The organism is Amycolatopsis sp. NPDC114478, assembly GCF_055633805.1.
Genome location: NZ_JBVKDO010000004.1, coordinates 95,796 through 118,728, shown reverse-complemented (window position 1 = coordinate 118,728; position 22,933 = coordinate 95,796). Strand labels below are relative to the sequence as shown.

The window sequence follows — 22,933 nt, the reverse complement described above, 5'->3', positions numbered from 1 at the left end:
TAGTCCTCGTCAGGACGACGACGGGCGGGGAGCCCATGGCTGAGACGACGGAACAAAGCGCCGACGTGCTGCCGCGGCAGGAGATCCGGCTCGCGATGACCATGGTCGGCGGCGCCAGTCTCGCCGTCTGGATGGGCGGGGTCGCGGCCGAGACGTCCTTGCTGCTGCGGGAGGCGCGGGACGGCGCCCCCGCCGGTCTTTACCGCAAGCTGACCGGCCTGCTCCGGGCGGACCTCTCGGTCGACGTCCTGACCGGGACGAGCGCCGGGGGCATCAACGCCGCCTGCCTCGGGCTGGCCGAGGCCTTCGGCTCCACCCCGGAGACCCTGCGCGACACCTGGATCTCGACCGGCTCGCTGGACAACCTGACCCGCGACCCCGCCGAGCCCGACCCGCGGTCGCTGCTGGACGGCGACCGGGTCCTGCTCGACGGCGTCCGGGGTGCGCTCGAGCAGATCGTGCGGACCGGGCAGCCGGCCGCGGCGGGCGCCGCCGACCTCACCGTGCTGCTGACCGGGACCATGATCGACGGGGAGAGCACCCGCTACCAAGACGCGCTGGGCAACCTGGTCCGCGACACCGAGCACCGCATGCTCTTCCGGTTCCACGGCGACCAGTGGCGCACGGCGAAGGTCGTCGGCCCGCTCGCCCTGGCCGCCCGGTCCACCGCCTCCTACCCGGGCGCGTTCGAGCTGTCCCGGGTGCCGATCGGCGCGGAGCAGGCGGACGAGCAGCACCCGGACATGAGTCCCCACACCGCCATCAACCGCTCGCACTGGGTCACCGACGGCGGGGTGCTGCTCAACAAGCCGCTTCGCCCGGCGCTGCAGGAGATCTTCGCCCGGCCGGCCGCCGCCGACGTCCGGCGGCTGCTGCTGTACGTAGTGCCTACCGGGGAACGCGAGGCCGAGGCGAAACCCTGTGACGCCAACGACTTCCCGATGCTGACCAACACGATGGGCAAGGTCGTCACCGCGGTGATGAGCCAGTCCATCAGCTCCGAGCTCGAGGAGCTTTCCCGGCACAACGCCGGGGTCACGCGGACCCGGGACACCCGGGTCATCCTGGCCGGGCTCGGGTTGCGCGGCGGCGCCGAGTCGCTGATCGATCAGCGGCTTTCCCTGGCCTACCTCGAACGGCGGACGGCGGCGGACGCGGCCGAGCTGGTCGAGCTCGCCGCCCGCCGGTACGCGCAGTCCCGTATGGACAGTCCGGAACTGCAGTGGTTCACCGGGATGTCGGAGTCCCTGCGCCAGACGGCGGCGGACGGGCTCGTGGCGGGGGTGCCGAGCGGGCTGCCGGCCACCCGGATGTCTCCGGCCGAGCTCGTCCCGTACCGCACCTCGGCGCTCGCCGACGCCGTCGCCACCGGGCTCCAGCTCATCAACGCCTGCTTCCTCCTCGGCCCTGAAGCGGCCGACGCGGCGGTCCTCAACCAGGCCAGAGGAGAGCTGCACCGCGCTCGAGTGGCCTCCGCGCGCGGGGAGAAGCTGGACCAGTGGGTCATGGCCCACGCGCCGAACCCGGACGAGACCCTCGCGACCTGGGTCGAGGGGCTGGCCCGGGACTGGGCGGTGCTCGGCGAGACGCCGGGCCTCGCCGGCGCCTGGTCCGCCGTCGTCGCGGCGCTGCGCACCACGGCGCCCGCGTCGCGGCGCCTGCTCGAGGAGCAGCGCTGGACCGAGCGGGAACCGGAAGAGTGCGACACCGTGCGGACGCTGCTGAACTGGCTCGCGCTCGACGGCGAACCCGACGACGACGTCGTGCGAGCGCGGCTGCTCGCGCTCCACGTCGCCGGCCGCGGGCTGCTGGCGGAGGCGCCGTCGGTCGACCAGCGGGCCGATCTCGTGCAGGTGAGCGCCGACTCGCGGACGTTGCTCGACATGGACCGTCGGCGCTCCTGGGACAAGCTCACCGGCATGCAAGCGGGCTACTTCGGCGCCTTCTACAAGGCCTCCTGGCGCGCGAACGACTGGATGTGGGGCCGCATCGACGGAGCGGGCTGGCTCATGCAGGTGCTCCTCGACCCGGTCCGGCTGCGGAACCTTCGTGACCTCGCCGGGCGCGACGCGTTCCGCGAGGAGGTCCGGACCACCTTCCTGGAGATCGGCTGGTGCCCGCCGCGGGAGGCCGACAACCTCGGAAAAGCGGACGTCGACCTGCTGATCTGCCAGCTCGACCAGGAGCTGGCCTTCCTGGGCCTCGACGCCCGGCTGGAGCCGATCGAGGTGGCCGACGACGTCATGCCGCCGTCGAGCATGCCGGTGACCGCGCTCGTGCTCGCCCGGGCGCGGCAGCTGGAGATCGCCCGGGCCGAGCTGCCGGTCGTGCGCCGCCACGCGGACGACGACGTCGTCAAGGAGAAGGGCAGCGACAAGTCGAAGGTGTTCCGCGCGCTGGCCAAGCCCGACCCGGCGACGGGCGCGCCGGAGCTGCCCCTCGACGGCGACGACCAGACGCAGCAGACGTTCCAGGCGTGCGCTGTCTCGGCCGAACGGATCTCCGGCGAGCGGGGCTCGCCGCTGCTGGTCAAGACCATGATCAAGCTGGCGGCGGCCGGGGTCAACGCGGCGGCGGCGACGGTGCCGCCGTCGACGCCGAAGGCCGCGAAGTCGATGGTCACCGCCGTCCGGGCCACCGCCCGCAGCACCTGGCGGATCACCAGGGGCTCGATGGCGCTCAAGACGCCGGGAACCATCGTCGCCGCGGCGCTGGCCATGATCGCGGGCCTGCTGATGGGGGGCAACGGCAGTGCGATCGTCGGGCTCATCGGCCTGCCCGTGCTGGCCGGCGGGGTGGTCTTCGTCGTCGTCAACGTGCTGCTGATGTCGAAGAAGTCGCCGCTGATCGGCGTCTACCTGCTCGGTCTGCTGGTGGTGCTCGGCCTGGTGCTGGCGCCCTTCCTGCCGGTGCTCGCGCGGCCGTTCTTCGGCTGGCTGGGCTCGGTCGTCGCCGGCTGGGCCCGCGGTGACGCGCCGGTCTGGTGGGTCGTCTTCGTGGTCGTCCTGCTGCTGCCGTGGGTCACGCCGCCGCTGGGCGCGCTGTGGCGGCGGGTCCGCGGTGGCGGCCGTCCGGCCGGAGCGCGGCCGGCGGTGCCGTCGGCGAAGGCCGAGACGGTCGTCCTGGCGACTCCGGCCACCGTGCCCGCTCCGAACGCGGCGGCCCCGGAACCGGTCCCCGAACGCTCGTCGTGAGCGGCCGGCCCGGCCCGTCGCCTTGCGATCACGGGCCTGAGGGTTCATCGTGCGGGTAGGTGGCTGGCCACGCGCGAGCGGCCTAGCCGCGCGTGTGCCCAAGCATGGTCCACTTCAAACATGTTTGTGGGACTGCTCACCGGGTACTCCGCGTCGTCGCAGGTCATCACGGGGGTCGTGAGCTGCGTCGCTGGCAAGCCGAAAATTCTCTGTTACGTTTCCTGAGTATGTCCGTAACGCACTTGATCGAATCCCCGACCAAGGCGGACGGCGCGGAGCTGTGGAGAATCGCGCGCGATTCCGCCAAGCTCGATCTCAACTCGCCGTACGCATACATGCTGTGGTGCCGCGATTTCGCCGAGTCCTCGGTGGTCGCGCGTGAAGACGGCAAGGCGGTCGGATTCGTCATCGCCTACCGCAGGCCCGGCGACCCGGAGGCAGCCCTCGTGTGGCAGGTCGCGGTCGACGCGTCGCAACGCGGAAAGGGCCTGGCCGGAGCGCTGCTGGACGCGCTCTACACGCGCCTGGTCGACGACGGGGTGCGTTACCTCGAGACCACCATCACCCCGGACAACGAAGCGTCCATCCGGCTGTTCACGTCGTTCGCGAAGCGCTGGAACACCGCGATGGAAACCAGTGTGCTGTTCGCCGGGGAGGAATTCCCCGAAGCCGGGCACCTCCCCGAAGAGCTTTACCGCATCGGGCCACTGAAGCCGCGCAATGAGCCGGGCGAGTAGGAGAAAAGAAACGTCATGAGCATCTTCGAAGAGCTCGAATCAGAGGTCCGCAGCTACAGCCGCGGCTGGCCGGTCGTCTTCGACCGCGCCCAGGGCAGCTGGCTGTACGACGAAAACGGCAAGGGGTACCTCGACTTCTTCGCCGGGGCCGGCGCGCTGAACTACGGGCACAACAACCCGAAGCTGAAGCAGGCCCTGGTCGACTACATCCAGCGCGACGGCGTCACCCACGCCCTGGACATGTTCACCGTGGCCAAGCGCGACTTCCTGCAGACCTTCCGCGACAAGATCCTCGACCCGCGCGGCCTGAACTACAAGGTCGTCTTCCCCGGGCCGGGCGGCGCGAACGCCGTCGAAGCCGCGCTGAAGCTGGCGCGCAAGGTGACCGGCAAGGAGTCGGTCATCAACTTCACCAACGCGTTCCACGGCATGACGCTGGGCGCGCTGTCGGTCACCGGCAACTCGATGAAGCGCGGGGGCGCCGGCGTCCCGCTGGTGCACGCCACCCCGATGCCGTACGACGCGTACTTCGACGGCGCGATGCCGGACTTCCTGTACTTCGAGAAGCTGCTCGAAGACTCCGGCAGCGGGCTCAACGAGCCGGCCGCGGTGATCGTCGAGGGCGTGCAGGGCGAGGGCGGCATCAACGCGGCGCGCCTGGAGTGGCTGAAGGGGCTCGACGACCTCTGCAAGCGCCACAACATCCTGCTGATCCTCGACGACGTCCAGATGGGCTGCGGCCGCACCGGGCCGTTCTTCAGCTTCGAGGACGCCGGGATCAAGCCGGACATCGTCTGCCTCTCGAAGTCCATCGGCGGCTACGGCATCCCGATGGCGCTGACGCTGATCAAGCCGGAGCTCGACGTCTGGGAGCCGGGTGAGCACAACGGCACCTTCCGCGGCATCAGCCCCGCGTTCGTCACCGCGACCGAGGCGATCAACGCCTACTGGAGCGACGACGAGCTCGAGAAGTCGACCAAGGCGAAGGGCGAGCGCATCGCCGCCGCGTTCTCCGGCATCGTCGAGGCCTACCCGGAGGCGAACCTGGTCGCCAAGGGCCGCGGCCTCGCGCGCGGCCTCGAGTTCGAGAACGGCGACCTGGCCGGCCGCGTCTGCGCGGAAGCGTTCGCGCGCGGCCTGCTGATGGAAACCTCCGGTCCCGACGGCGAAGTCATGAAGCTGCTGCCGCCGCTGACCCTGACCGACGACGAGCTGACGCAGGGCTTGTCGATCATCGACGAGTCGATCAAGGCCGTCCTGAAGAAGTAAAGGAGATTGCCCGTGCTCGTCCGCACACTCGACGAGGTCACCGACACCGACGCCGACATCAAGACCGAGAACTGGCGCAGTAAGCGGATCATCCTCGCGAAGGAGGGCGTCGGCTTCTCGGTGCACGAGACCACGCTGTACGCGGGGACGGTCAACGACTTCTGGTACGCCAACCACATCGAGGCGGTGTTCATCACCTCCGGCGAAGGCGAGATCGAAGACCTCGCGACCGGTGAGGTGCACCAGCTCAAGCCCGGCACCCTCTACCTGCTCAACGACCACGACAAGCACCAGGTCCGCCCGAAGACCGAGATCAAGTGCGTGTGCGTGTTCAACCCGCCGGTGACCGGTCGAGAGGTCCACGACGAGAACGGCGTGTACCCCCTGATCACCGAGGACTCGTAAACACCGGAGAGGAAACAGGAGGCGAAGCCCGTGACGCTGACGGACACCCGGGTCGACGACACTTACCCGACCCGGATCACCGGTACGCCGGCGCAGCTGCCGCGCGTGCACCCCACCGTGTGGGGTACCGAAGCCGACGGCCCGATCGACGCCGCCACGCTGGCGAACCACGAGACCAACGGCTACACGGTGGTCGAGGACATGCTCTCCGTCGGGGAGGTCCAGGCGTACTGGCAGGAGCTGGTGCGGCTGTCCTCCGACGGTGAGCTCGCCCGGGACGAGCGCGTGATCACCGAGGCGAGAACCGGTGAGGTCCGGTCGATCTTCGACGTCCACGAGATCTCCGCCCTGATCGCCGAACTGATGCGCGACCCGCGTGTGCTGGACCGGGCCCGGCAGCTGCTCGGCTCCGAGGTGTACATCCACCAGAGCCGTGTCAACTACATGCCCGGGTTCAAGGGCACCGGCTTCTACTGGCACTCGGACTTCGAAACCTGGCACGCGGAGGACGGCATGCCGTCCCCGCGCGCGGTCAGCTGCTCCATCGCGCTGACCGACAACTACCCGTTCAACGGCGGCCTGATGATCATGCCGGGCTCGCACCGGACGTTCGTCCAGTGCGCCGGCGAGACGCCGGAGGCGAACTACAAGAGCTCGCTCAAGGACCAGCGGGTGGGCGTGCCGAGCGAGGACGACATCACGAAGATGGCGGCCGAGCACGGCATCGACCAGTTCACCGGTCAGGCGGGCTCGGCGCTGTGGTTCGACTCGAACATCATGCACGGCTCCGGCAACAACATCACCCCGTACCCGCGCTCGAACATCTTCCTGGTGTTCAACAGCGTGGAGAACGCGTTGCAGGAGCCGTTCGCGGCGAGCGCGCCGCGGCCCGCGTTCATCGCCGGCCGCGACTCGACCCCGATCTCGCGCTGAGGTACAGCCCGCCGGTGACCGACCCGGTGCGCTTTGTTACCGTGTCGCCACCGCGCGGGCGTGTGGTCCGCGCAACAGACGTCTTCGCGGACGATCGGCGGGTGCTTCGCTCGGGGTGAGCTCACCCGCCTGGTCGCCTGCGGTGACGGGCAGGCGGACCGCGCCCCCTGGCGGCCCGGCTGTTTGCTCCACCACGACCCCCTGCCCGCGGATCGGGACCGCCGGCAGGGGGTCGTGCCATGTCCGCCCGTGGATGTCGCACCGCTTCCCGCTGACCGCTACGGAATTCGCAGAAGCCCCAAAACTCCTGGTACCGGCCCCGCTCGACAACCGGTGACCACGGTAGGTTGATTTTCGGCGAGGGAGACGCCGAACCGACCGTGAACCCCCGGGGAGGTGGGCGCGAGCATGGCCGAATGGCGGTTCCAGCTGCTCGGGCCCGTCCAGCTCTTCGCCGGTGACGTCGCCGTCCCGATCGGCGGTCCCGGGGTCCGCGGCTTGCTCGCCCTGCTCGCGCTGAAGCCCGGCAAGGTCGTCGGGCTCGACGAGATCATCGACGCCCTCTGGGGCCACGACCCGCCCGCCACCGCGCGCACCATCGTCCACGGCAACGTGTCCCACCTGCGGCGGGTGCTGCGCGACATCGACGGCCCGAGCATCCTGACCACGCCGCCGGGCTACTTGCTGGCGGTCGACCCCGAGCGCGTCGACGTCCACCGGGCGCGCGGCCTGCTGGACCGCGCGTCCCTCGCCGCCCCGGAAACCGCCGCCGCGCTGCTGGCCGAAGCGCTCGCGCTCTGGCAGGGCCCGGCGCTGGGCGGCGTGCCGGACTCGTTGCGGGCTCCCGAACTGGAGGACCTGCGCCTCGCCGTGCACGGCGCCCGCGTCGACGCCGATCTCGACCTCGGCCGGCACGCCGAGCTGATCGTCGAGCTGAGCCCGATCGTCCGCGCCGACCCGCTCGCCGAACGGACCGCCGGCCAGCTCATGCGGGCGCTCTACCACGCCGGGCGGCGCGGGGACGCGCTCGAGCTGTACCGGACCGTCTCGCGTGCCACGCTGCGCACCCTGGGCGTCGAGCCCGGCGCCGAGCTGCGGTGGCTGCACGAGCGCGTCCTGAACGACGACCTGCCGGTGCGCGACGTCGTCGCCCCGGCCGCCGCGGAGCCGGAGAAGGCGATCTCGCAGCTGCCCGCCGCGGTGCCGAGCCTGGCCGGGCGCGCCGACGAGCTCGCCTGGCTCGACGGCCTGGTCACCCGCGCCGAAGCGGGCGAGACGACGATCGCCGTCGTCACCGGGACCGCCGGGGTCGGCAAGAGCACGCTGGTCGTGTGGTGGGCGCACCGCGTCGCGTCGCGGTTCCCGGACGGCGTGCTGTTCGCGTCGCTGCGCGGCTTCGACCCGCACCACCCGCCGCTGGAGCCGGCCGAACTGCTCACGCAGTTCCTGCTCGGACTAGGCGTCGAGACCGCGAAGATCCCCGAGCTGCTGCACGAACGCGTCGCGCTGTACCGGTCGCTGATCGCCGGGCGCCGGATGCTCGTGCTGCTGGACGACGCCCGCAGCGCCGAGCACGTGCGCCCGCTGCTGCCGCCGAGCGCGCGGACGATGACCGTGGTGACCAGCCGGTCGCGCCTCGACGGGCTCGCCGTGTCGAACGCGGCCAAGCAGCGCGTCCTCGGCACGCTCGCGCCCGACGACGCCGTGCGGCTGATCGAGGAGCTCGCTGGGCCGGCCGAGCTCAACCACGCGCTGGCGCGCCTGTGCGGCTACCTTCCGCTCGCCCTGCGGATCGCGGGCGCGCGGCTGTCGGCGAGCGCGCAGCGGACCGCGGAGGAGCTGGTCGACGAGCTGGGCAACGAACGCACCCGGCTCGCGGCACTGCAGGTCGAGGGCGCCGACGACGGCGTGCGCGCCGCGTTCGACGTCTCCTTCCGCGGCCTGCCCGGCGAGATCGCCGAGACGTTCCTGCAGCTGGGCGCGGTGCCCGGGGTGATGGTCGGGCCGCACCTGATGGCCGCGGTGGCGCAGATCCCGGTCACCGAGGCCCGGCGCCGGCTGCGCGCGCTGGCCGCGCACAACCTCCTTGAGGAGACCGCCCGGGACGTCTTCGTGCCGCACGACCTCGTCTGGCTCTACCTGCGCGAGCTCGCGGAACAGGAGCTGGGCGAGAAGGAGCGCGACGAAGCGCTCGGCTGGACGGTCCGCTACTACCAGGCGGTGGCCGACCGGGCGCGGCGCCGGCTGGGGCACGTCGCCGACCCGCTGGACTTCACCGGGGTGCTCGCGGAGGAGGCGATGCCGCCGTTGACCGGCTTCGCCGAGGCGCAGGAGTGGTTCGCGGCCGAGTGGCCGAACCTCCTCGCCGCCCTCGATGCCGCGTACGCGGCGGGCCGCCACGACGACGTCTGGCGGCTGGCGCGGCTGGGGCACAGTTACCGCGTGGTGTGCCCGCTGCCGGACGAGTGGACGCGGCTGGCCGACCTGGGCGTCGCGGCGGCGGAGGCCGCGGGCGACGTCGAGGGCCAGTGCTGGCTGCGGCTCGCGCGGTGCGAGATCGCGCTGACGTTCGAGCTGCCGGGCTCGGGGTTCGGGGACGCCGAGCGGGCGGCGGTGCTGGCGGCCGGGTCCGCCGACGCGCGGCTGGTCACGTCGGCCGACCTGCACCTGGGCCGCGCGCTGAGCCGGCGCGGCGAGCACCAGAAGGCGATCGACCGGCTGGCGAAGGCGATCACCGAGGCCCCGGACGTCACGCTGCGCGGCCAGGCGCTCAGCAGCTGCGCGCAGGCGGAGAAGCGGGCGGGCCGGCTGGCCGAGGCGATCGCCCACCAGCTCGCGGGGCTGGCGATCGACCGCTCGCTCGGCGACGACGACCGGGTCGTGGTGGCGCTGGACAAGCTGGCCGACCTCAGCCTTCGCGCGGGCGACCTGGAGGCGGCCGAGCGGTACGTCTGGGAGGCGATCGACCTCGCGATCAGCCGGGAGTTCGTGGCCCGCGAGGGTGCGTTGCGGCTGACGCTGGGGCGGGTGCTGCGGGCGCGGGGTGATCTCGACGGCGCGCGGGAGCAGCTGGCGTTGTCGGTGCGCATTTACGAGAGGGTGCACCCGAAGCTCGTCGGCGAGGTGCGGGCCGAGCTCGCCGAACTGCAGTGACGATTTCGCGTGACAACTCCGCGCCGGTGATCGACATTCGTGAAGAGAGTTGCGAATGGATCACGGCGGCGGGGACCAGCGTGAATCCTTAGTGGATTCTTAGTGTCCGCGGGCGGCGTCCGCGTAGGTTCGGCAGTGCCGGCTGAGCCCTAGGGGAGGGGCAGGCTGAGACGCCGGTGCCGGGCCCCGTGCGGGAAAACCCCGCCGGGGCCGGGAGCCGCCAGGAGCGGCTCGTGGCGGCCCGGCCGGCCGACGTGGGGGTAGGCCGGCCGGTCGCCAGGCTCGGCTCAGCTCACGTTCGCCGTGCAGAGCGCGATCGTCGTCCCGCTGTTTTCCGCGACCTTCTTGCCGTCGACGAGAATGGCGCAGCTGATTTCGTTCGTCATGTTCGAATTGCGCGTGTCGGCGGTCAGCGTCAACAGGTACGAACCATTGTTGTAGGACGCCCCGCCTTCCCACGCGTCGGTGCTCGCCGGCGCGTTTTCCGTGCGCTGGTCCGACAGGCTGCCGTAGCGCACGGTCGCGCCGCCGGCGGAGGTCACCTGGAACGTCACGGTGTGCTTGTCCCCGCCCACCGCGGGCATGTGCAGCCCGGCCTCGCCGCCGCCGAGGAAGGTCGAGTACAGCAGCATCCCGGCCGTCGTCAGCAGCGCGGCGATCGTGGCCACCGTCGCGGTGATCGCGATCCCGCGATCGCCCACGGTGCCCTTCTTGGCCTGGACCAGCCCGGTGATCGCCAGCACGAGCCCGATCCCGCCCAGCGGCCACGCGACGAATCCGACGTCTGGGACGAACGTGACGACCAGGGCGGCCACGCCGAGCAGCAGGCCGACGATGGCGAGGATGTTCCGCCCGGGTTTGGCGTTGGCCTGACGACGCTCCGTGGCCGTCACCGGTGGCGCGGGCCGTCCGTGGCGCGCGGCGGTCGGCGGCGGGTACTGCGGGTCGGTCATCATGCGGGCCCCTTCGGGTGGGAGTGCGACGACGTTAACCCATAAGAGTGCCCGAGAACGAAATTGTTACATTCTGGAAAAAGTCATTGTCCCACCATTTTGCGCTGAGTACCGGTATTTCCTGACATCGCGCGCAGGGTGTGGCCCGGTGATCAATGGGAAGAATATCGGAGTTCCCACTGTTCGGCACGAGGTTTGCCGACCTCGCAGCGGGTAGCGTAAATACCGTACGGGCGTCCGGACACCGCCGGCGAGCCTACGACGAGGGTCGGTATCGCTGTTCAAGACGAAAGTCGCACATCGGACTTCTCAGTCGAAAAGGCTGACTTCGGGGGTGATTTCGAGGAGCTCGAAAACGGGCCGGCCGCGGCGGCCGTCGATCGTCGTCGTGCGCACGACGCGCAGCCGGGCGGTCACCGGGCGGTCGAGGTTCTCTTTGATCTCGTCGAGCAGGTCCGGCGCCACGGCGCCCTGGATCGTCCCGCCGGACTCGCGGTCGAGGTAGAAGATCCGGCGCCGCGTGCGGACGCCGTCGAGCCGCCCACGCACGGTCTCGTAGCCGACGGCCTCCCGCGACTCCCGGAGGCTGCCCTGCAGGATCCGCGCCTGGTCGGTGGTCATGCTGCGGGTGACCTGCTCGCCCGCCGTCGGCGTCAGCGCCATCCCGATGCCGGCGTTCTTCGCGACGGCGTTCACGATGTCGCTCACGGCGTTGCGGACGGTGTCGCGCTGCAGCAGCACGGCGTCGAGCGCGCCGTCGTCCGAGCCGTTGGCGGGCAGGAAGTCGCACAGCTCCTTGACGGCGCGCTCGGACAGCGTCTCGATGCCGTCGACGATCAGCGCGTCGTCGGCCACCGGTTCCGGGAAGCCGAAGAAGATCGCGTTGCCCGCCTGGCCGCGCTGGATCAGCGGCGCCTTGTCGCGGTCGGCCTGCTGGACCTGGGTGACCTCGCCGGAGGGGTTCCGGATGATGTGCCCGATCTTCGCCGTCGCGTCCTGCAGCGCGCGGCTGATGTCGGAGAAGGTGTAGGCGTCGATGGTCTGCTCGCCGATCACCGAGACGTGCAGCAGCGGCGAGCGGGACGTCCGCTCGAACTTGGCGTTCGCGGCCATCGCCGACGCGCGCGCCAGGTCGTCGAGCCACGTGCCGCCCGGGATCTCGTCGGCGATGCGCCGGAACTCGTTCCTCACCAGATCATCTCCGGGTAGCCCCTGCCGCCTTCGGCCCAGACCTCGGCCCAGACGTCCTCGTCGCCGGGACGGCAGAGGAAGCCGTCCAGCATGCCCCCGACCGGCTGGACCTGGTCGAGGTACATCGCGGGCTGCCCGACGATCACCCCGCGGAGCGTGAGCAGCCCGTACAGCGCCGACCGGCCGGCGTCGTCGAGCCGCTTCAGCGCGCCCCACTCGTCCGGGATCAGGACGACGTCGAGGCCGCGCGGCGGGTGCGCGGTGCGGGTGATCAGCTCGCCGCCGACCCAGGCCCGCCCGGACGGCATGATCCGCCGGGCGACGCCGAGGTAGCTGTTGAGGGCGCTGAAGAGGATCTCGCGCTCGTTCTGGTGCGGGGCGTCGAAGACCAGGCGTTCGTAGACGTCGGCGAGGTCGCAGGCGTGGCGGCCCGGCGGCAGAACCTGCTGGGGCGTCCAATGGGGGAGCGCCACGCCACCCCCTCCTCGGGCCTCGCTCACAGTGCGTAGCCGAACTTACCAGGATGGGTGTCAGCCACCGCGCCCAGGCTGGTGCGGCCACTGCGGGGCGGCCTCTTCGGACTCGGGCCAGGCGGGTTCTTCCTCGGTGGGCCAGTCTTCGGCCTGCGCCCCGCGCTGGGGCGGCAGCGGCAGGTGCCCTTCGCGGTGGCCGGCGGGCTCGGGTCCGTCGTCGTCGTGGACGTCCTCGGGCCGCTCGGTGCCGGGCTGCATCCAGGCGGCGGGGATGAACTGGGTCTGCTCGGTGGCCGAGGGCTCTTCGTAGCGAACGGCGGGCTCGGGTTCGGGCTGGGGTTCGGGCTTGGGGCGCTGGGCGGTGCGCAGGACGAGCCACGAGGTGAGCGCGCCGAGGGCGAAGGCGACGACCAGCCACAGCCAGATCTGCCCGAACAGCCACACCATCTGCTCACTCACCCCTTCAAACGACTGTGATCTCGACGCGCCGGTCTTCGTCGCCGCCGGCGGACGGGCGCGTGTCGCCCAGCCCGCGGTAGGTCACGCGCTCGGTCGTGAGCCCGTTGGTGGTGAGGATCCGCGTGACGGCCTTGGCGCGGTCCCGGGAGAGCTTGAGCGCGCCGCTCGCGCTGCCGGTCCCGCGGGCGGCGTGGCCGCTGACGCGGTACCGGAAGGTGTCCGGCGACTTGGCGACCGCGACGGCGACGGCGACGGCGGCCTGCTCCCCTTCGGGTGTGAGCTCGGCGCTGTCGGGCACGAAGGTGATCGGAGCTTCGGCGAGCATCCGGTCGATCTCGGCCTGCACACCGGCCTTGTCGGTGGGAGGCGGCGGAGCGGTGGCACTGGTGGTGGGAGGCGGCTCGCGCGTACTGGGCGGCGGCGCGCTCGTGGTGGGTGGCGCGCTCGGGGCGACGGGAACGACGTCGCCTTGCAGCTGCGCGGCCCGGACGCCGTCGACGTTCTGGACGACTTCGAGGGCTCGAAGGGCTTGGTCGGGCGCGAAGCCGCTGAGGGTGGCGTCCCGGCCGTCGAAGGTGACGGTGCCTTTTCCGAGGCCGGCTTTCGCCAGGGCGGCCTGGGCATCGGCGGTCAGGTCACGCTGGATGTTCCCGGCTTGCGCCCAGGTGACAACCCCCGCGAGCAAGGCGGTGACCAGCACCGCGATCGGGACCACGAGGATCCAGCGACGACCACCGGACATAAAGGGACTGTAAGCCGGGTGGGGCGGGTTGGCGAGCTGGGGAAGGGTGGTCTTCCACAAGTTGTCCCCAGGCGAGTCGACATGTGGACAACTGGAGGGACGGTGATCGGTTGGGCACGTTCTGTCGGAGTGGGCCGATAGAATGGAGCCGGGGACGCCCCCCTGGGGAGTGGCGGGGGATGTCTGTGGGTCTCGGGGGTGGGTCGGCCGCTGCGCAGTGAGTCGGCGCGGCGTTCAGGAAGTGCGGCCGCGCGGCTGGCTTCGGCTTGGCGGTCAAGACACGCGAGGAAGCCGCCCGCGTACCCGGCCATGCCCTCGCCGAGCGCTCACGCTGCTGGCCACCCCACTCCGCCGGCCACGACGCTGCTGGCCACCCACTCCGCCGGCCGCCACGCCACGGCCAACCTGCGCCGCTGGCCAACCCATTACCGGCCAACCTGCGCCGTCGGCCAATCTGCGCCGTCGGCCAATCTGCGCCGTCGGCCAATCTGCGCCGTCGGCCAATCTGCGCCGTCGGCCAATCTGCGCCGCCGGTCAATCTGCGCCGCCGACCAACCTGCGCCGCCGACCAACCCGCGCCGCCGGCCAACCCGCCACCGGCCGCCCCGCGCCGCTCGGCTGGAAAAGAACTCCTCAGCTGGCCTGCTGCCGCGGCTGGGCGCTGTCCGGCACCTCGAGCACCTCCAACGGCAGCAACGGCGCCAGCTGCGGCCGCTTCGGGGACAACCCGTCCCCCATCGACTGACCGCGCAACTGCCGCCGGATCCACGGCAGCAAGTGCACCTTCGTCCACGTCAAATCCGACCGCCGGGAGTCGATCCAGCGCGATGGCGTCGCCTCCAACGGCCACGGCTCGCGCCAGTCGCCCTCGACCGGGATCCCCAGGACCTCTGCCGACTTCAACGCGATCCGGCGGTGCGCTTCCGGCGAGAAGTGCAGCCGGTCGTCGCTCCACGCCCTTCGGTCGTGCAGGGGTGCCATCGCCCACAGGTCGACCATGCGGGCTCCGTGGCGTTCGGCGATCGCCCACAGGTGGGTGTTGTAGATCGCCACCTTGCCGCGCAGGACCGACATCACCGACAGGACCTTCGTGTCCGGGCCGTTGAAGATCAGCACCGGGATGCCCGCCGAGCGCAGCTTCGCCACGCCCTCCTCCAAGCGGGCCGCCACCGCGTCCACGTCCGCCCCCGGGACGATGATGTCGTTGCCGCCCGCGCACAGCGTGACCAGGTCGGGCTTCAGCTCCAGCGCGATCGGGAGCTGCTCGTCCAGGATCTCGTCGATCATCTTGCCGCGCAGGGCGAGGTTCGCGTACTGGAAGCCGGACCGCCCCGCCGCCAGGATCTCCGCGAGCCGGTCGGCCCAGCCGCGGAACGAACCGTCCGGCAGCCCGTCGTTGAGCCCTTCGGTGAAGCTGTCCCCGATCGCCACATAGCTGTCGAATCCGTACACGGTGGGTCCCCTTCCCGTCCTGCAACCGACACCCCGGCATGTAGTTGTACACCACAACTAACCATCCGGGGTCCGCCCCGCGTTCAGCCTGCGGTAACAGTGTCTTATCTTGTCGGCCTTCTCCGCTCCCCTATTACGCAGTCTTCACCTTCCGCATGCCGTGAGACAGCACACTCGAAGGCCATTACCACATCCGGTGTGGCGAAAATCTCCCTGCTTGGAGCCTCCGTGACGCGATCCGGCACGCTGGAGGGGTGTCCGCAGAACCCCGTGAGCCGCTCATGCAGATCCTCGGTGGCCGCCGCGGCGCGCTCGACGCCAGCATCCCGCCCGTCGGCTTCGTCGTCGGCTGGCTCGCGGCCGGGCAGTCCATCGCCTGGGGTGCCGGCGCCGCCATCCTGGTCGCCGTCGCGCTCGGTGCCTACCGGCTCGCGCGCGGCGGGAAGGTGCGCGCGGTGGTCGTCAGCCTGGCCGCCGTCATCGCGGCCGCACTGATCGCCCTGCACACCGGCCGCGCGCAGGACTTCTTCCTGCTGCAGCTGATGTCCAATGTGGCCAGCGCGCTGCTCTGGGCGGCCAGCATCGTGGTCCGCTGGCCGCTGCTCGGCGTCGTCGTCGGCCTGGTGCTCGGCCAGAAGACGCGCTGGCGCCGCGACCCCGTGCTGCTGAAGGCGTACTCGCGCGCCAGCTGGGTGTGGGTGTTCGGCCAGTACACGCTGCGCGTGGTCGTCTACGGCCTGCTGTGGTGGTCCGGCCAGGTGATCGCGCTCGGCGTGGCCCGCACGGTGCTGTCGTGGCCCCTGGTCGCGCTGACCGTCGCGGTGAGCGGCTGGGTGCTCTACCGGGCTCTGCCGCCGGAGCACCCGGGGCTGCGCTTGGCCCCCGAAACCGGCCCGGACGACGTACCCCGGACATAAGGCGGCCCCCGGCGAGGGGGGAGGGTCCGGGGGCCGCTGACTACGTTACCCGGAAAACCCGGGTTCAGTCGACGTTTTGACGTGTTCCTGGCAAGGGATTTGCCCAGTCTGGGGAAATACTGGTCTAACCACCCCTTCGCCGAAAGCGTCCACGGCGGCGAGCCAGGCCGCCCCCAGCACCCCGTCGGAGCTGGTCAGCACCTCGAGCCCGGACAGACCGCGGCGGACGAGCTCCCCGATCGGGCTTTGTCCGGTGAGCACCGAACCCACGAGCACGACCGGCGTCGACTCGCCGGGCTCGCGCGCGGCGAGCGCGTTGGCGACCAGTAGTTCGGCCGCTCGGGTGACGATCGCGCGCGCGGCGGGCTCGCCCGCGTCGTGCGCCGCGCTCACCAACGGGGCGAACCGGGCGAGCCGGACCGGCGCCTCGGCGTTGGCCGCCGTGATCAACGCGCGCGACGCCGCGAGCCGGCCGGTGTCCGTCCGGACGTCCAAACCGGACGGTCCGAGCGCGGCGGCGAGCACCGCCGAGGGCAGCCCGTCGAGGGGGAGCCCGCGCCCGAGAGCCTCCAAAGTGGATCGGACGGCTTCGCGGCCGAGCCAGAACGCGGAGCCTTCGTCGCCGAGCAGCCAGCCGTAGCCGCCCGCCGTGCCGGCCAGCCGCCGCTTGCGGATCCGGCCGGCGATGGAACCGGTCCCGGCGACGAGCACGGTCCCGTCCGGCGCCGACGTCGCGGACGCGTACGCCACTTCCGCGTCGGCGACCACCCGGACGTTCGTGAGCCCGATTCGCGTCCAGGCCGCGTCGAACACCGCCGCCACGCGCACGTCGCTGAGCTTGCTGACGCCCGCCATGCCGACGACGCAGGCGCGCACGTCGCCGGGGTCGCGGGCGCCCAGCGCCGCGGTGATCGCGTCGGCGATCCGGCCCGCGGCGACCTCGGGCGCGTGCGAGTTGGGGTTGGCGCCGTCGCCGCGTCCGGTGCCCAGCACGACGCCGGTGGCGTCGACCAGTGCGGCCCTGGTCGACGTTCCGCCGGCGTCGACGCCGATCGCGAAGCTCACCTCGTCTTGGTCACCTTCAGCAGGCCGCGCGGGCTGTCCGGGTCGCCGCCGCGGGCGAGCGACAGGCCGAGCGCGATCCGCTGGATCGGCAGGATCTCCAGGATCGGCGCGAGCTCTTCGACCGTCGGCGCGACGTCGATGCGCAGCGCCGCCGGCATCTCCGAGGCGGCCGAGCCGACCGCGAGCACGTCCGCGCCGCGCTTGCCGACGGCGTCGAGGACCTCGTGCATCGCCTGCCCGCCCTGGCCGCGGCTGGTCACCGCGAGGACGGCGGTCTCGCCGTCGACCGCCGCGACCGGGCCGTGCAGCAGGTCCGCGCCGCTGTACGCGCGGGCGGCGAGGTAGCTGGTCTCGGCCAGCTTGAGCGAACCTTCGAGCGCCGTGGCGTAGGAGTAGCCGCGGCCGGTGGTGAGGACCCGGTCCACGAAGCGGTACCGGTCGACCGCGCGCTGGACACCCTCGGCGGCGCCGTCCAGGGTCTGCTGGGCCAGCTCGCCGATCTTCTCGGCGTCGGCCGCCTTGCCGCCGCGGACGGCGTCGATGAGCAGGTAGAGCGCCATCAGCGTCGCCGAGTACGTCTTGGTCGCGGCGACGGCCTTCTCGAGGCCGGCGCCGATGTCGACGCCGAGCTCGGACGCCGCGCGCAGCGGCGAGTCCGGCGTGTTGGTGACGGACACGGTCAGCGCGCCCTGGCGCCGCGCCGACTCGGTGACCTCGATCAGGTCGGGCGAACCACCGCTCTGGCTGACCGTGACGAACAGCACGTCCCGCAAGTCGGGCCGCGCGCCGTAGAGGGTCGCCGTGGACGGGGAGACAAGACCAGCCGGAAGGCCGAGAAGTACCTCGATCAGGTACTTCGCATACAACGCTGCGTGGTCGCTCGATCCACGCGCGGCGAGCAAAGCGAAGCGCGGAGGCCTCTGTGAGATCTTTTCCGCCACCTCCGCGATTTCCGCCTGACGCTCCACCAGTCCCGCCAGTACCTCCGGCTGCTGGGCGATCTCCGCGGCCATGTGCTCGCCGGGCCGTTGTTCGGTCATCATTTTCCTCTCCACCTCCGGCATTATGTACCGGACTCAGGCGGCGTCGGTCAGGTCTAGACCAATGTTAGTGGGGCGGCGCGTTTGGGGAAAAGGGTACGTTTCTTACGGGGACGTGGCGTGCGATGAGGGAAGACATAGGGAGTCGGGCATGTTGGAGACCACCACCACGGGCGAGGCGAGCGCCGTCGCCGGGATGCGCGGGCAGCGCGAGCCCAAGTACTGGGCGCTGAAACAGCACCTCCTCGACCTCCTGGACGTGCTGCCGCCCGGGTCGCCGATCCCGACCGAACGCGCGCTCGCCGGGGAGTTCACGGTCTCCCGCACCACCGTGCGCCAGGCGCTGGCCGACCTCACCGCCGAAGGCCGGCTGCACCGCGTGCAGGGCAAAGGCACCTTCGCGGCCGAGCCGAAGCTGGCCCAGCGGCTGCAGTTGTCGTCCTACACCGAGGACATGCGCCGGCAGGGCCTGAAGCCGTCGTCGAAGCTGCTCGAACTCGAGGAGCTGCCGGCTGAGGGCGACCTCGCGAAACTGCTCGGAATCCGTACTGGTGCGAAAATTCTTCGCCTTCGACGGCTTCGACTGGCGGACTCGCAGCCGATGGCGCTGGAGACCTCGCACCTGCCCGCCGGCCGATTCCGCGGGCTGCGCAAGCACGTCTCGGCGGGCGGTTCGTTGTACGCCGTTCTACGCGAGCACTACGGCGTCGAACTGGAACGCGCCGAGGAATCGATCGAGACGTCGCTCGCCGGTCCGGAAGAGGCGGAGATGCTCGGCGCCGACGTCGGCATGCCGGTGCTGCGGCTGACCCGGCACTCGTTCGCCACGGACGGCAAGCCCGTCGAGTACGCCCGCTCGGTCTACCGCGGCGACCGGTACAAGTTCGTCACGACGCTGATGCCGTGACCGCCACGGAAGACACCGGGATCCGCTGGGGGACGCACGCCGCCCGGGGCGTGCTCGCCACCACCATCCTCGGTTCGGGCATGGCGATGCTCGACGGCACCATCGTCAACGTCGCCCTGCCCCGCATCGGTGTCGAGCTGAACGCCTCCGTCGCGGGGCTGCAGTGGATCCTCGACGGCTACCTGCTGGCGCTCGCCGCGCTCATCCTGGTCGCCGGCTCCCTCGGCGACCGGTACGGCCGGCGCCGCATGTACCTGATCGGCGTCGTCTGGTTCGGCGTCGCCTCCGGGCTGTGTGCCGCCGCCGTGTCCACCGAGATGCTGGTCGCGATGCGGATCCTGCAGGGCATCGGCGGCGCGCTGCTGACGCCCGGGTCGCTCGCGATCCTCCAGTCCTCCTTCGCGCACGACGCGCGCGCCCGCGCGATCGGCGCCTGGTCCGGCCTCGGCGGCATCGCCGCGGCCGCCGGGCCGCTACTCGGCGGCTTCCTCGTCCAGGTGTGGTCGTGGCGGCTCGCGTTCCTGATCAACGTCCCGATCGCGCTGGTCGTCGTGCTGATGGCCCGCAAGTTCGTCCCCGAGTCCCGCGACCCGGAGGCGACCGGGCACCCCGACTTCGGCGCCGCGGCGCTGGGCGCGATCGGCCTGGCCGGCGTCACCGGCGCGCTGGTGGAAGCGCCCGGCCGCGGCATCGGCGACCCGATCGTGCTGGTCGCGGGCCTGCTGGGGATCGCGGGACTGACCGCGTTCGTCGTCGTCCAGCACCGCGCGCGCGAGCCGCTGGTGCCGCCGTCGCTGTTCCGCGACCGGACGTTCACCCTGGCCAACGCGCTGACCTTCGCCATGTACGCGGCGCTCGGCGGCGTGATGATGCTGCTGGTCATGCAGCTGCAGGTGTCGCTGCACTACTCGCCGACGGCGTCCGGCCTGGCCGGGCTGCCGCTGACGGTGATCATGCTGCTGCTGTCCGGCCGGTCGGGGGCGCTGGCCCAGCGCATCGGGCCGCGGACGCAGCTGGTGGTCGGCCCGATCGTCGTCGGCGCCGGGATGCTGCTGATGCTGCGCATCGCACCCGGCGCGTCCTACCTCGGCGCGGTGCTGCCCGCGGTGGTCGTGTTCGGCCTCGGCCTGGCGACGGTCGTGGCCCCGGTGACCGCGACGGTGCTCGCGGCGGCGCCGGACCGCTACGCCGGTGTCGCGTCCGGCGTCAACAACGCGATCGCGCGGTCGGGCGGCCTCCTGGCGGTCGCGGTCCTGCCGGCGGCGGCCGGCCTGACGGGCGAGGCGTACGCGGACCCGGTGGCGCTCACCGCGGGCTGGCGGATGGCGCTGGTCATCTGCGCGGCGCTGGCGGTCGTGGGGGGCCTGATCGCGCTGGGCATCCACAACGGCGTCCTGGCGCCGCCGTCGACGCCGGCCGCCGGGAAACCGGACGACGAGTCCCCCCACCTGGGCGAGTGCTACCACTGCGGCGTCGAGGGGCCGCCGACGCACGTCCGCGGCGGGGCCCCGGTCGCCGGTTCCTAGCCCGCGAGGATCTCCGCGAGCAGCGCCGGGTCGGCGTTGCCGCCGGAGACGATCGCGACCGTCTTCCCGGCCGGCAGCTCGGCCGCGTGGAACAGGTACGCCGCCGTAGCCACCGCGCCGCTGGGCTCGGCCACCAGCCGGGCCTTGCGGGCGAGGGTGCGCACGGCCTCGCGGATCTCGTCCTCGGAGACCGTGACCATGGCGTCGACGACCGCCCGCAGGTGCGCGAACGTCAGCTCGGACGGCTGCGCGCGCAGGCCGTCGGCGATCGTGCGGGCGCGGTCGGCCTGCGGCCAGTCGACCCGGCGGCCCAGGCGGTGTCCCTCGGTCGCGTCGCCGGCCAGCGCCGGCTCGACGCCGATGACCGTCGCGTGCGGGGCGCGCGCCTTGATCGCGGTGCCGACGCCGGCGGCCAGCCCGCCGCCGCTGACCGGCACCAGCACGACGTCGACCTCGGGGAGGTCTTCGGCGATCTCGAGGCCCACCGTGCCCTGCCCGGCGATGACGGCCGCGTCGTCGAAGGGCGGGACGAGGGTCAGCCCGCGTTCGGCGGCCAGTTCGTGCGCTTTCCCCTCGTGCTCGCCGATCGGCACCTCGACCACGTCGGCGCCGTACCCGCGGGTGGCCTCGACCTTGATCCGCGGCGCGATGTCCGGCACGACGATCACCGCGGGCACGCCGAACCGCTGCGCGGCGTACGCGACCGCTTGCGCGTGGTTGCCGCTGGAGTAGGCGATGACACCCCGGGTACGCCGTTCTTCGTCGAGGGTGGCGATCGCGTTGAACGCGCCGCGCACCTTGAACGCGCCGACCGGCTGGAGGTTTTCGGGTTTGAGCCACAGGGTTTCGCGGGGATCCCACGTTTGGAGCAACAGGGGCGTTCGCACGGCGACATCCCGGACGCGCTTCGCCGCGGCCTCGATGTCGGAGATCGTCACCAGTTCCATGTGCCGAGTATGTCAAGAAAGTGTTCGACGTGGAGTGTCTATTGTGGACAGTCGGAGTGGTGCTCCTCACGCTCCGGCAACGCGGGGAGTTCCTCGCGCGCCTTACACGTTGAGAACGGGGAGAAGACTTTCTAGCGGATCGGGATCATGAGCAAGGAGAACGCAGCGGCTTCCGAGGTGGACACGGCGAAGGAAGAAAAGTCCGGCCTGCGGATCGCGCAGGTGATGGCGGCGGCGCTCGCGGCGGTGACCGCGGCGCTGCTGGGATCGACCCTGGGCGTGGCGGGCACGGTCGTCGGCGCGGGCGTGGCGAGCGTGGTGTCGACGGTCGGCAGCGAGCTGTACCTGCGCTCGCTGCAGCGCACCCGCGAGGCGGCGCTCAAGGCGCGGCAGCTGGCGACGTCGGGGATCCGGCGGCGGGAAGCCGTCGAAATCCCCATCACCGACCAGCCCACGGTGCAACTGGCCAAACCGGAGCCTTCGGACCTGTCGTCGCGGCTGCGGAAGCTGCGCTGGCCGTTGATCATCGGCACCAGCGTGGCGGCGTTCGCGGTGGCGATCCTGGCGATAGTCGGGTTCGAGTCGGCGACGGGCACCCAGATCGGCGGCGGCACGGGCACGGGCATCGGCAAGATCTTCGGCAACGGCGGCGGTGGCCACACGGACACCACGCCGTCGACGGCGCCGTCGACCTCGAGGGACACCCAGGTGTCCCCGACGGACACCACCACGACGCCGTCGGACACGTCAACGGCCCCGACGACCTCGTCGGAGACGCCGACGACCACGCCGAGCACGACGACGCAGCAGCCGTCGACGTCAGCCCCGGCGACGACGGCCCCGCCGACCAGCAAGGGCGCGGTGACCACCCCGACCCCGTAGCCGGCCTTCAGGCCAGCCGGGCGCGCAACTCCCGTGCCGCGGCTTCCGGGTCCTCGGCCTCCGTGATCGCGCGGACGACCACGATCCGTGAGGCTCCGGCCTCCAGCACCGAGGGGAGCCGGTCGCCGTCGATGCCGCCGATCGCGAACCACGGGCGGTCCGGGGTCCAGCCCGCCACCGACCGCACCAGGTCCAGGCCCGGCGCGGGCCGGCCCGGCTTCGTCGGCGTCGGCCAGCACGGGCCCGTGCAGAAGTAGTCCACGCCCGGCTCCGCGGCCGCCGCGAGGGCCTGGTCCAGCGAGTGCGTCGACCGGCCGATCACCACGTCGTCGCCGAGGATCCGGCGGGCCAACGGCACCGGTATGTCGTCTTGACCCAGGTGCAGCACGTCCGCGCCGACCGCCAGCGCCACGTCGGCCCGGTCGTTCACCGACAGCAACGCTCCGTGCCGCGCGCAGGCCTCGGCCAGCACCTCCAGCGCCGCGATCTCGCCGGCGGCTTCCAACGCGCCGGTCTTGTCGCGCAGCTGGATGATGTCGACGCCGCCGGCCAGCGCCGCGTCGGCGAAGGAAGCCAGGTCGCCGCGGGACGTGCGGGCGTCCGTGCAGAGGTACAGGCGCGCCGCGTCGAGGCGGGCGCGGATCTTGTCACCGGAAAGGGCGGGCATAGCGGCGACCGTACCTCGCCA

At 71.7% G+C, this 22,933-nt stretch carries 20 protein-coding genes; 10 read left to right on the top strand and 10 right to left on the bottom strand.

What is annotated here, in order from left to right; genetic code table 11:
- The first annotated feature begins 35 nt into the window (after positions 1-35).
- The 6 genes from ACZ7OH_RS13165 (at position 36) to ACZ7OH_RS13140 (ending at position 9,691) form a co-directional block, all read left to right on the top strand.
- Positions 36-3,194, top strand: a complete 3,159-nt coding sequence (locus ACZ7OH_RS13165) for a patatin-like protein (protein ID WP_470281022.1) — start codon at positions 36-38, stop codon at positions 3,192-3,194.
- A gap of 104 nt (positions 3,195-3,298) precedes the next feature.
- Positions 3,299-3,931 carry a diaminobutyrate acetyltransferase gene (gene ectA / locus ACZ7OH_RS13160; protein ID WP_470281021.1) on the top strand — a complete coding sequence of 211 codons (633 nt, stop codon included), beginning with the start codon at positions 3,299-3,301 and terminating at the stop codon, positions 3,929-3,931.
- A gap of 15 nt (positions 3,932-3,946) precedes the next feature.
- On the top strand, positions 3,947-5,200 hold the full coding sequence (ectB, locus tag ACZ7OH_RS13155; RefSeq protein WP_470281020.1) for a diaminobutyrate--2-oxoglutarate transaminase: 1,254 nt from the start codon (positions 3,947-3,949) through the stop codon (positions 5,198-5,200).
- Between the two features lie 12 nt (positions 5,201-5,212).
- Positions 5,213-5,605 (top strand): ectoine synthase, encoded by a 393-nt coding sequence (locus tag ACZ7OH_RS13150; protein WP_470281019.1) that lies wholly within the window; start codon positions 5,213-5,215, stop codon positions 5,603-5,605.
- A 30-nt stretch (positions 5,606-5,635) separates the two neighbouring features.
- Entirely contained in the window at positions 5,636-6,538 is a 903-nt protein-coding gene (thpD, locus tag ACZ7OH_RS13145; RefSeq protein ID WP_470281018.1) for an ectoine hydroxylase, read from the top strand.
- Positions 6,539-6,946: 408 nt separating this feature from the next.
- Positions 6,947-9,691: an AfsR/SARP family transcriptional regulator gene (locus tag ACZ7OH_RS13140; RefSeq protein WP_470281017.1), complete on the top strand. Its 2,745-nt coding sequence runs from the start codon at positions 6,947-6,949 to the stop codon at positions 9,689-9,691.
- Positions 9,692-9,978: 287 nt separating this feature from the next.
- Here the strand turns inward: ACZ7OH_RS13140 and ACZ7OH_RS13135 are convergent, their stop codons facing one another.
- The 6 genes from ACZ7OH_RS13135 to ACZ7OH_RS13110 all read right to left on the bottom strand — a co-directional run bounded on the left by ACZ7OH_RS13135 (position 9,979) and on the right by ACZ7OH_RS13110 (position 14,961).
- Positions 9,979-10,647: a DUF4190 domain-containing protein gene (locus tag ACZ7OH_RS13135; RefSeq protein WP_470281016.1), complete on the bottom strand. Its 669-nt coding sequence runs from the start codon at positions 10,645-10,647 to the stop codon at positions 9,979-9,981.
- A 306-nt stretch (positions 10,648-10,953) separates the two neighbouring features.
- Positions 10,954-11,835, bottom strand: a complete 882-nt coding sequence (locus tag ACZ7OH_RS13130; RefSeq protein ID WP_400895920.1) for a hypothetical protein — start codon at positions 11,833-11,835, stop codon at positions 10,954-10,956.
- Positions 11,832-12,308: a DUF6932 family protein gene (locus ACZ7OH_RS13125; protein WP_470281015.1), complete on the bottom strand. Its 477-nt coding sequence runs from the start codon at positions 12,306-12,308 to the stop codon at positions 11,832-11,834. Before ACZ7OH_RS13125 ends, ACZ7OH_RS13130 begins: the two co-directional genes overlap by 4 nt.
- 57 nt (positions 12,309-12,365) lie before the next feature.
- Complete coding sequence (locus tag ACZ7OH_RS13120) at positions 12,366-12,767, bottom strand: hypothetical protein (RefSeq protein WP_470281014.1); 402 nt, start codon at positions 12,765-12,767, stop codon at positions 12,366-12,368.
- 4 nt (positions 12,768-12,771) lie between these two features.
- Positions 12,772-13,509, bottom strand: coding sequence for an OmpA family protein (locus tag ACZ7OH_RS13115; RefSeq protein WP_470281013.1), 738 nt, complete (start codon positions 13,507-13,509; stop codon positions 12,772-12,774).
- Positions 13,510-14,142: 633 nt separating this feature from the next.
- Positions 14,143-14,961, bottom strand: a complete 819-nt coding sequence (locus ACZ7OH_RS13110; protein ID WP_470281012.1) for an SGNH/GDSL hydrolase family protein — start codon at positions 14,959-14,961, stop codon at positions 14,143-14,145.
- A 281-nt stretch (positions 14,962-15,242) separates the two neighbouring features.
- Between ACZ7OH_RS13110 and ACZ7OH_RS13105 the strand changes: the two genes are divergently transcribed.
- Positions 15,243-15,878 carry a DUF3159 domain-containing protein gene (locus ACZ7OH_RS13105; protein ID WP_470281440.1) on the top strand — a complete coding sequence of 212 codons (636 nt, stop codon included), beginning with the start codon at positions 15,243-15,245 and terminating at the stop codon, positions 15,876-15,878.
- A gap of 45 nt (positions 15,879-15,923) precedes the next feature.
- Here ACZ7OH_RS13105 and ACZ7OH_RS13100 read toward each other — a convergent pair whose 3' ends face one another.
- Both ACZ7OH_RS13100 and ACZ7OH_RS13095 read right to left on the bottom strand, forming a co-directional pair.
- The gene (locus tag ACZ7OH_RS13100) at positions 15,924-16,943 is read right to left on the bottom strand and encodes an N-acetylglucosamine kinase (protein WP_470281011.1); all 1,020 of its coding nucleotides are present in this window, start codon (positions 16,941-16,943) and stop codon (positions 15,924-15,926) included.
- On the bottom strand, positions 16,940-17,986 hold the full coding sequence (locus ACZ7OH_RS13095) for an SIS domain-containing protein (protein ID WP_470281010.1): 1,047 nt from the start codon (positions 17,984-17,986) through the stop codon (positions 16,940-16,942). The genes ACZ7OH_RS13100 and ACZ7OH_RS13095 overlap by 4 nt, the downstream gene beginning before the upstream one ends.
- Before the next feature lie 148 nt (positions 17,987-18,134).
- Between ACZ7OH_RS13095 and ACZ7OH_RS13090 the strand changes: the two genes are divergently transcribed.
- Together ACZ7OH_RS13090 and ACZ7OH_RS13085 are read left to right on the top strand one after the other, a co-directional pair.
- On the top strand, positions 18,135-18,890 hold the full coding sequence (locus ACZ7OH_RS13090) for a GntR family transcriptional regulator (RefSeq protein WP_086678867.1): 756 nt from the start codon (positions 18,135-18,137) through the stop codon (positions 18,888-18,890).
- Positions 18,887-20,416: an MFS transporter gene (locus tag ACZ7OH_RS13085; RefSeq protein ID WP_470281009.1), complete on the top strand. Its 1,530-nt coding sequence runs from the start codon at positions 18,887-18,889 to the stop codon at positions 20,414-20,416. Before ACZ7OH_RS13090 ends, ACZ7OH_RS13085 begins: the two co-directional genes overlap by 4 nt.
- Here the strand turns inward: ACZ7OH_RS13085 and ACZ7OH_RS13080 are convergent.
- Positions 20,413-21,363 (bottom strand): threonine ammonia-lyase, encoded by a 951-nt coding sequence (locus ACZ7OH_RS13080; RefSeq protein WP_470281008.1) that lies wholly within the window; start codon positions 21,361-21,363, stop codon positions 20,413-20,415. The genes ACZ7OH_RS13085 and ACZ7OH_RS13080 overlap by 4 nt on opposite strands.
- Before the next feature lie 147 nt (positions 21,364-21,510).
- On the opposite strand from ACZ7OH_RS13080, the gene ACZ7OH_RS13075 reads away from it, so the two are divergent.
- Positions 21,511-22,245, top strand: a complete 735-nt coding sequence (locus tag ACZ7OH_RS13075) for a hypothetical protein (RefSeq protein WP_470281007.1) — start codon at positions 21,511-21,513, stop codon at positions 22,243-22,245.
- A gap of 7 nt (positions 22,246-22,252) precedes the next feature.
- On the opposite strand, the gene thiE is transcribed toward ACZ7OH_RS13075, so the two are convergent.
- Positions 22,253-22,912, bottom strand: coding sequence for a thiamine phosphate synthase (gene thiE, locus ACZ7OH_RS13070; RefSeq protein WP_470281006.1), 660 nt, complete (start codon positions 22,910-22,912; stop codon positions 22,253-22,255).
- Between the last annotated feature and the right edge of the window lie 21 nt (positions 22,913-22,933).

Coding starts and splice junctions, on each gene's coding strand:
- ACZ7OH_RS13165 (WP_470281022.1), top strand. CDS start 36: ATGGCTGAGACGACGGAACAAAGCGCCGACGTGCTGCCGCGGCAGGAG.
- ectA (WP_470281021.1), top strand. CDS start 3,299: ATGGTCCACTTCAAACATGTTTGTGGGACTGCTCACCGGGTACTCCGC.
- ectB (WP_470281020.1), top strand. CDS start 3,947: ATGAGCATCTTCGAAGAGCTCGAATCAGAGGTCCGCAGCTACAGCCGC.
- ACZ7OH_RS13140 (WP_470281017.1), top strand. CDS start 6,947: ATGGCCGAATGGCGGTTCCAGCTGCTCGGGCCCGTCCAGCTCTTCGCC.
- ACZ7OH_RS13135 (WP_470281016.1), bottom strand. CDS start 10,647: ATGATGACCGACCCGCAGTACCCGCCGCCGACCGCCGCGCGCCACGGA.
- ACZ7OH_RS13115 (WP_470281013.1), bottom strand. CDS start 13,509: ATGTCCGGTGGTCGTCGCTGGATCCTCGTGGTCCCGATCGCGGTGCTG.
- ACZ7OH_RS13105 (WP_470281440.1), top strand. CDS start 15,243: ATGCAGATCCTCGGTGGCCGCCGCGGCGCGCTCGACGCCAGCATCCCG.
- ACZ7OH_RS13095 (WP_470281010.1), bottom strand. CDS start 17,986: ATGATGACCGAACAACGGCCCGGCGAGCACATGGCCGCGGAGATCGCC.
- ACZ7OH_RS13090 (WP_086678867.1), top strand. CDS start 18,135: ATGTTGGAGACCACCACCACGGGCGAGGCGAGCGCCGTCGCCGGGATG.
- ACZ7OH_RS13080 (WP_470281008.1), bottom strand. CDS start 21,363: ATGGAACTGGTGACGATCTCCGACATCGAGGCCGCGGCGAAGCGCGTC.
- ACZ7OH_RS13075 (WP_470281007.1), top strand. CDS start 21,511: ATGAGCAAGGAGAACGCAGCGGCTTCCGAGGTGGACACGGCGAAGGAA.
- thiE (WP_470281006.1), bottom strand. CDS start 22,912: ATGCCCGCCCTTTCCGGTGACAAGATCCGCGCCCGCCTCGACGCGGCG.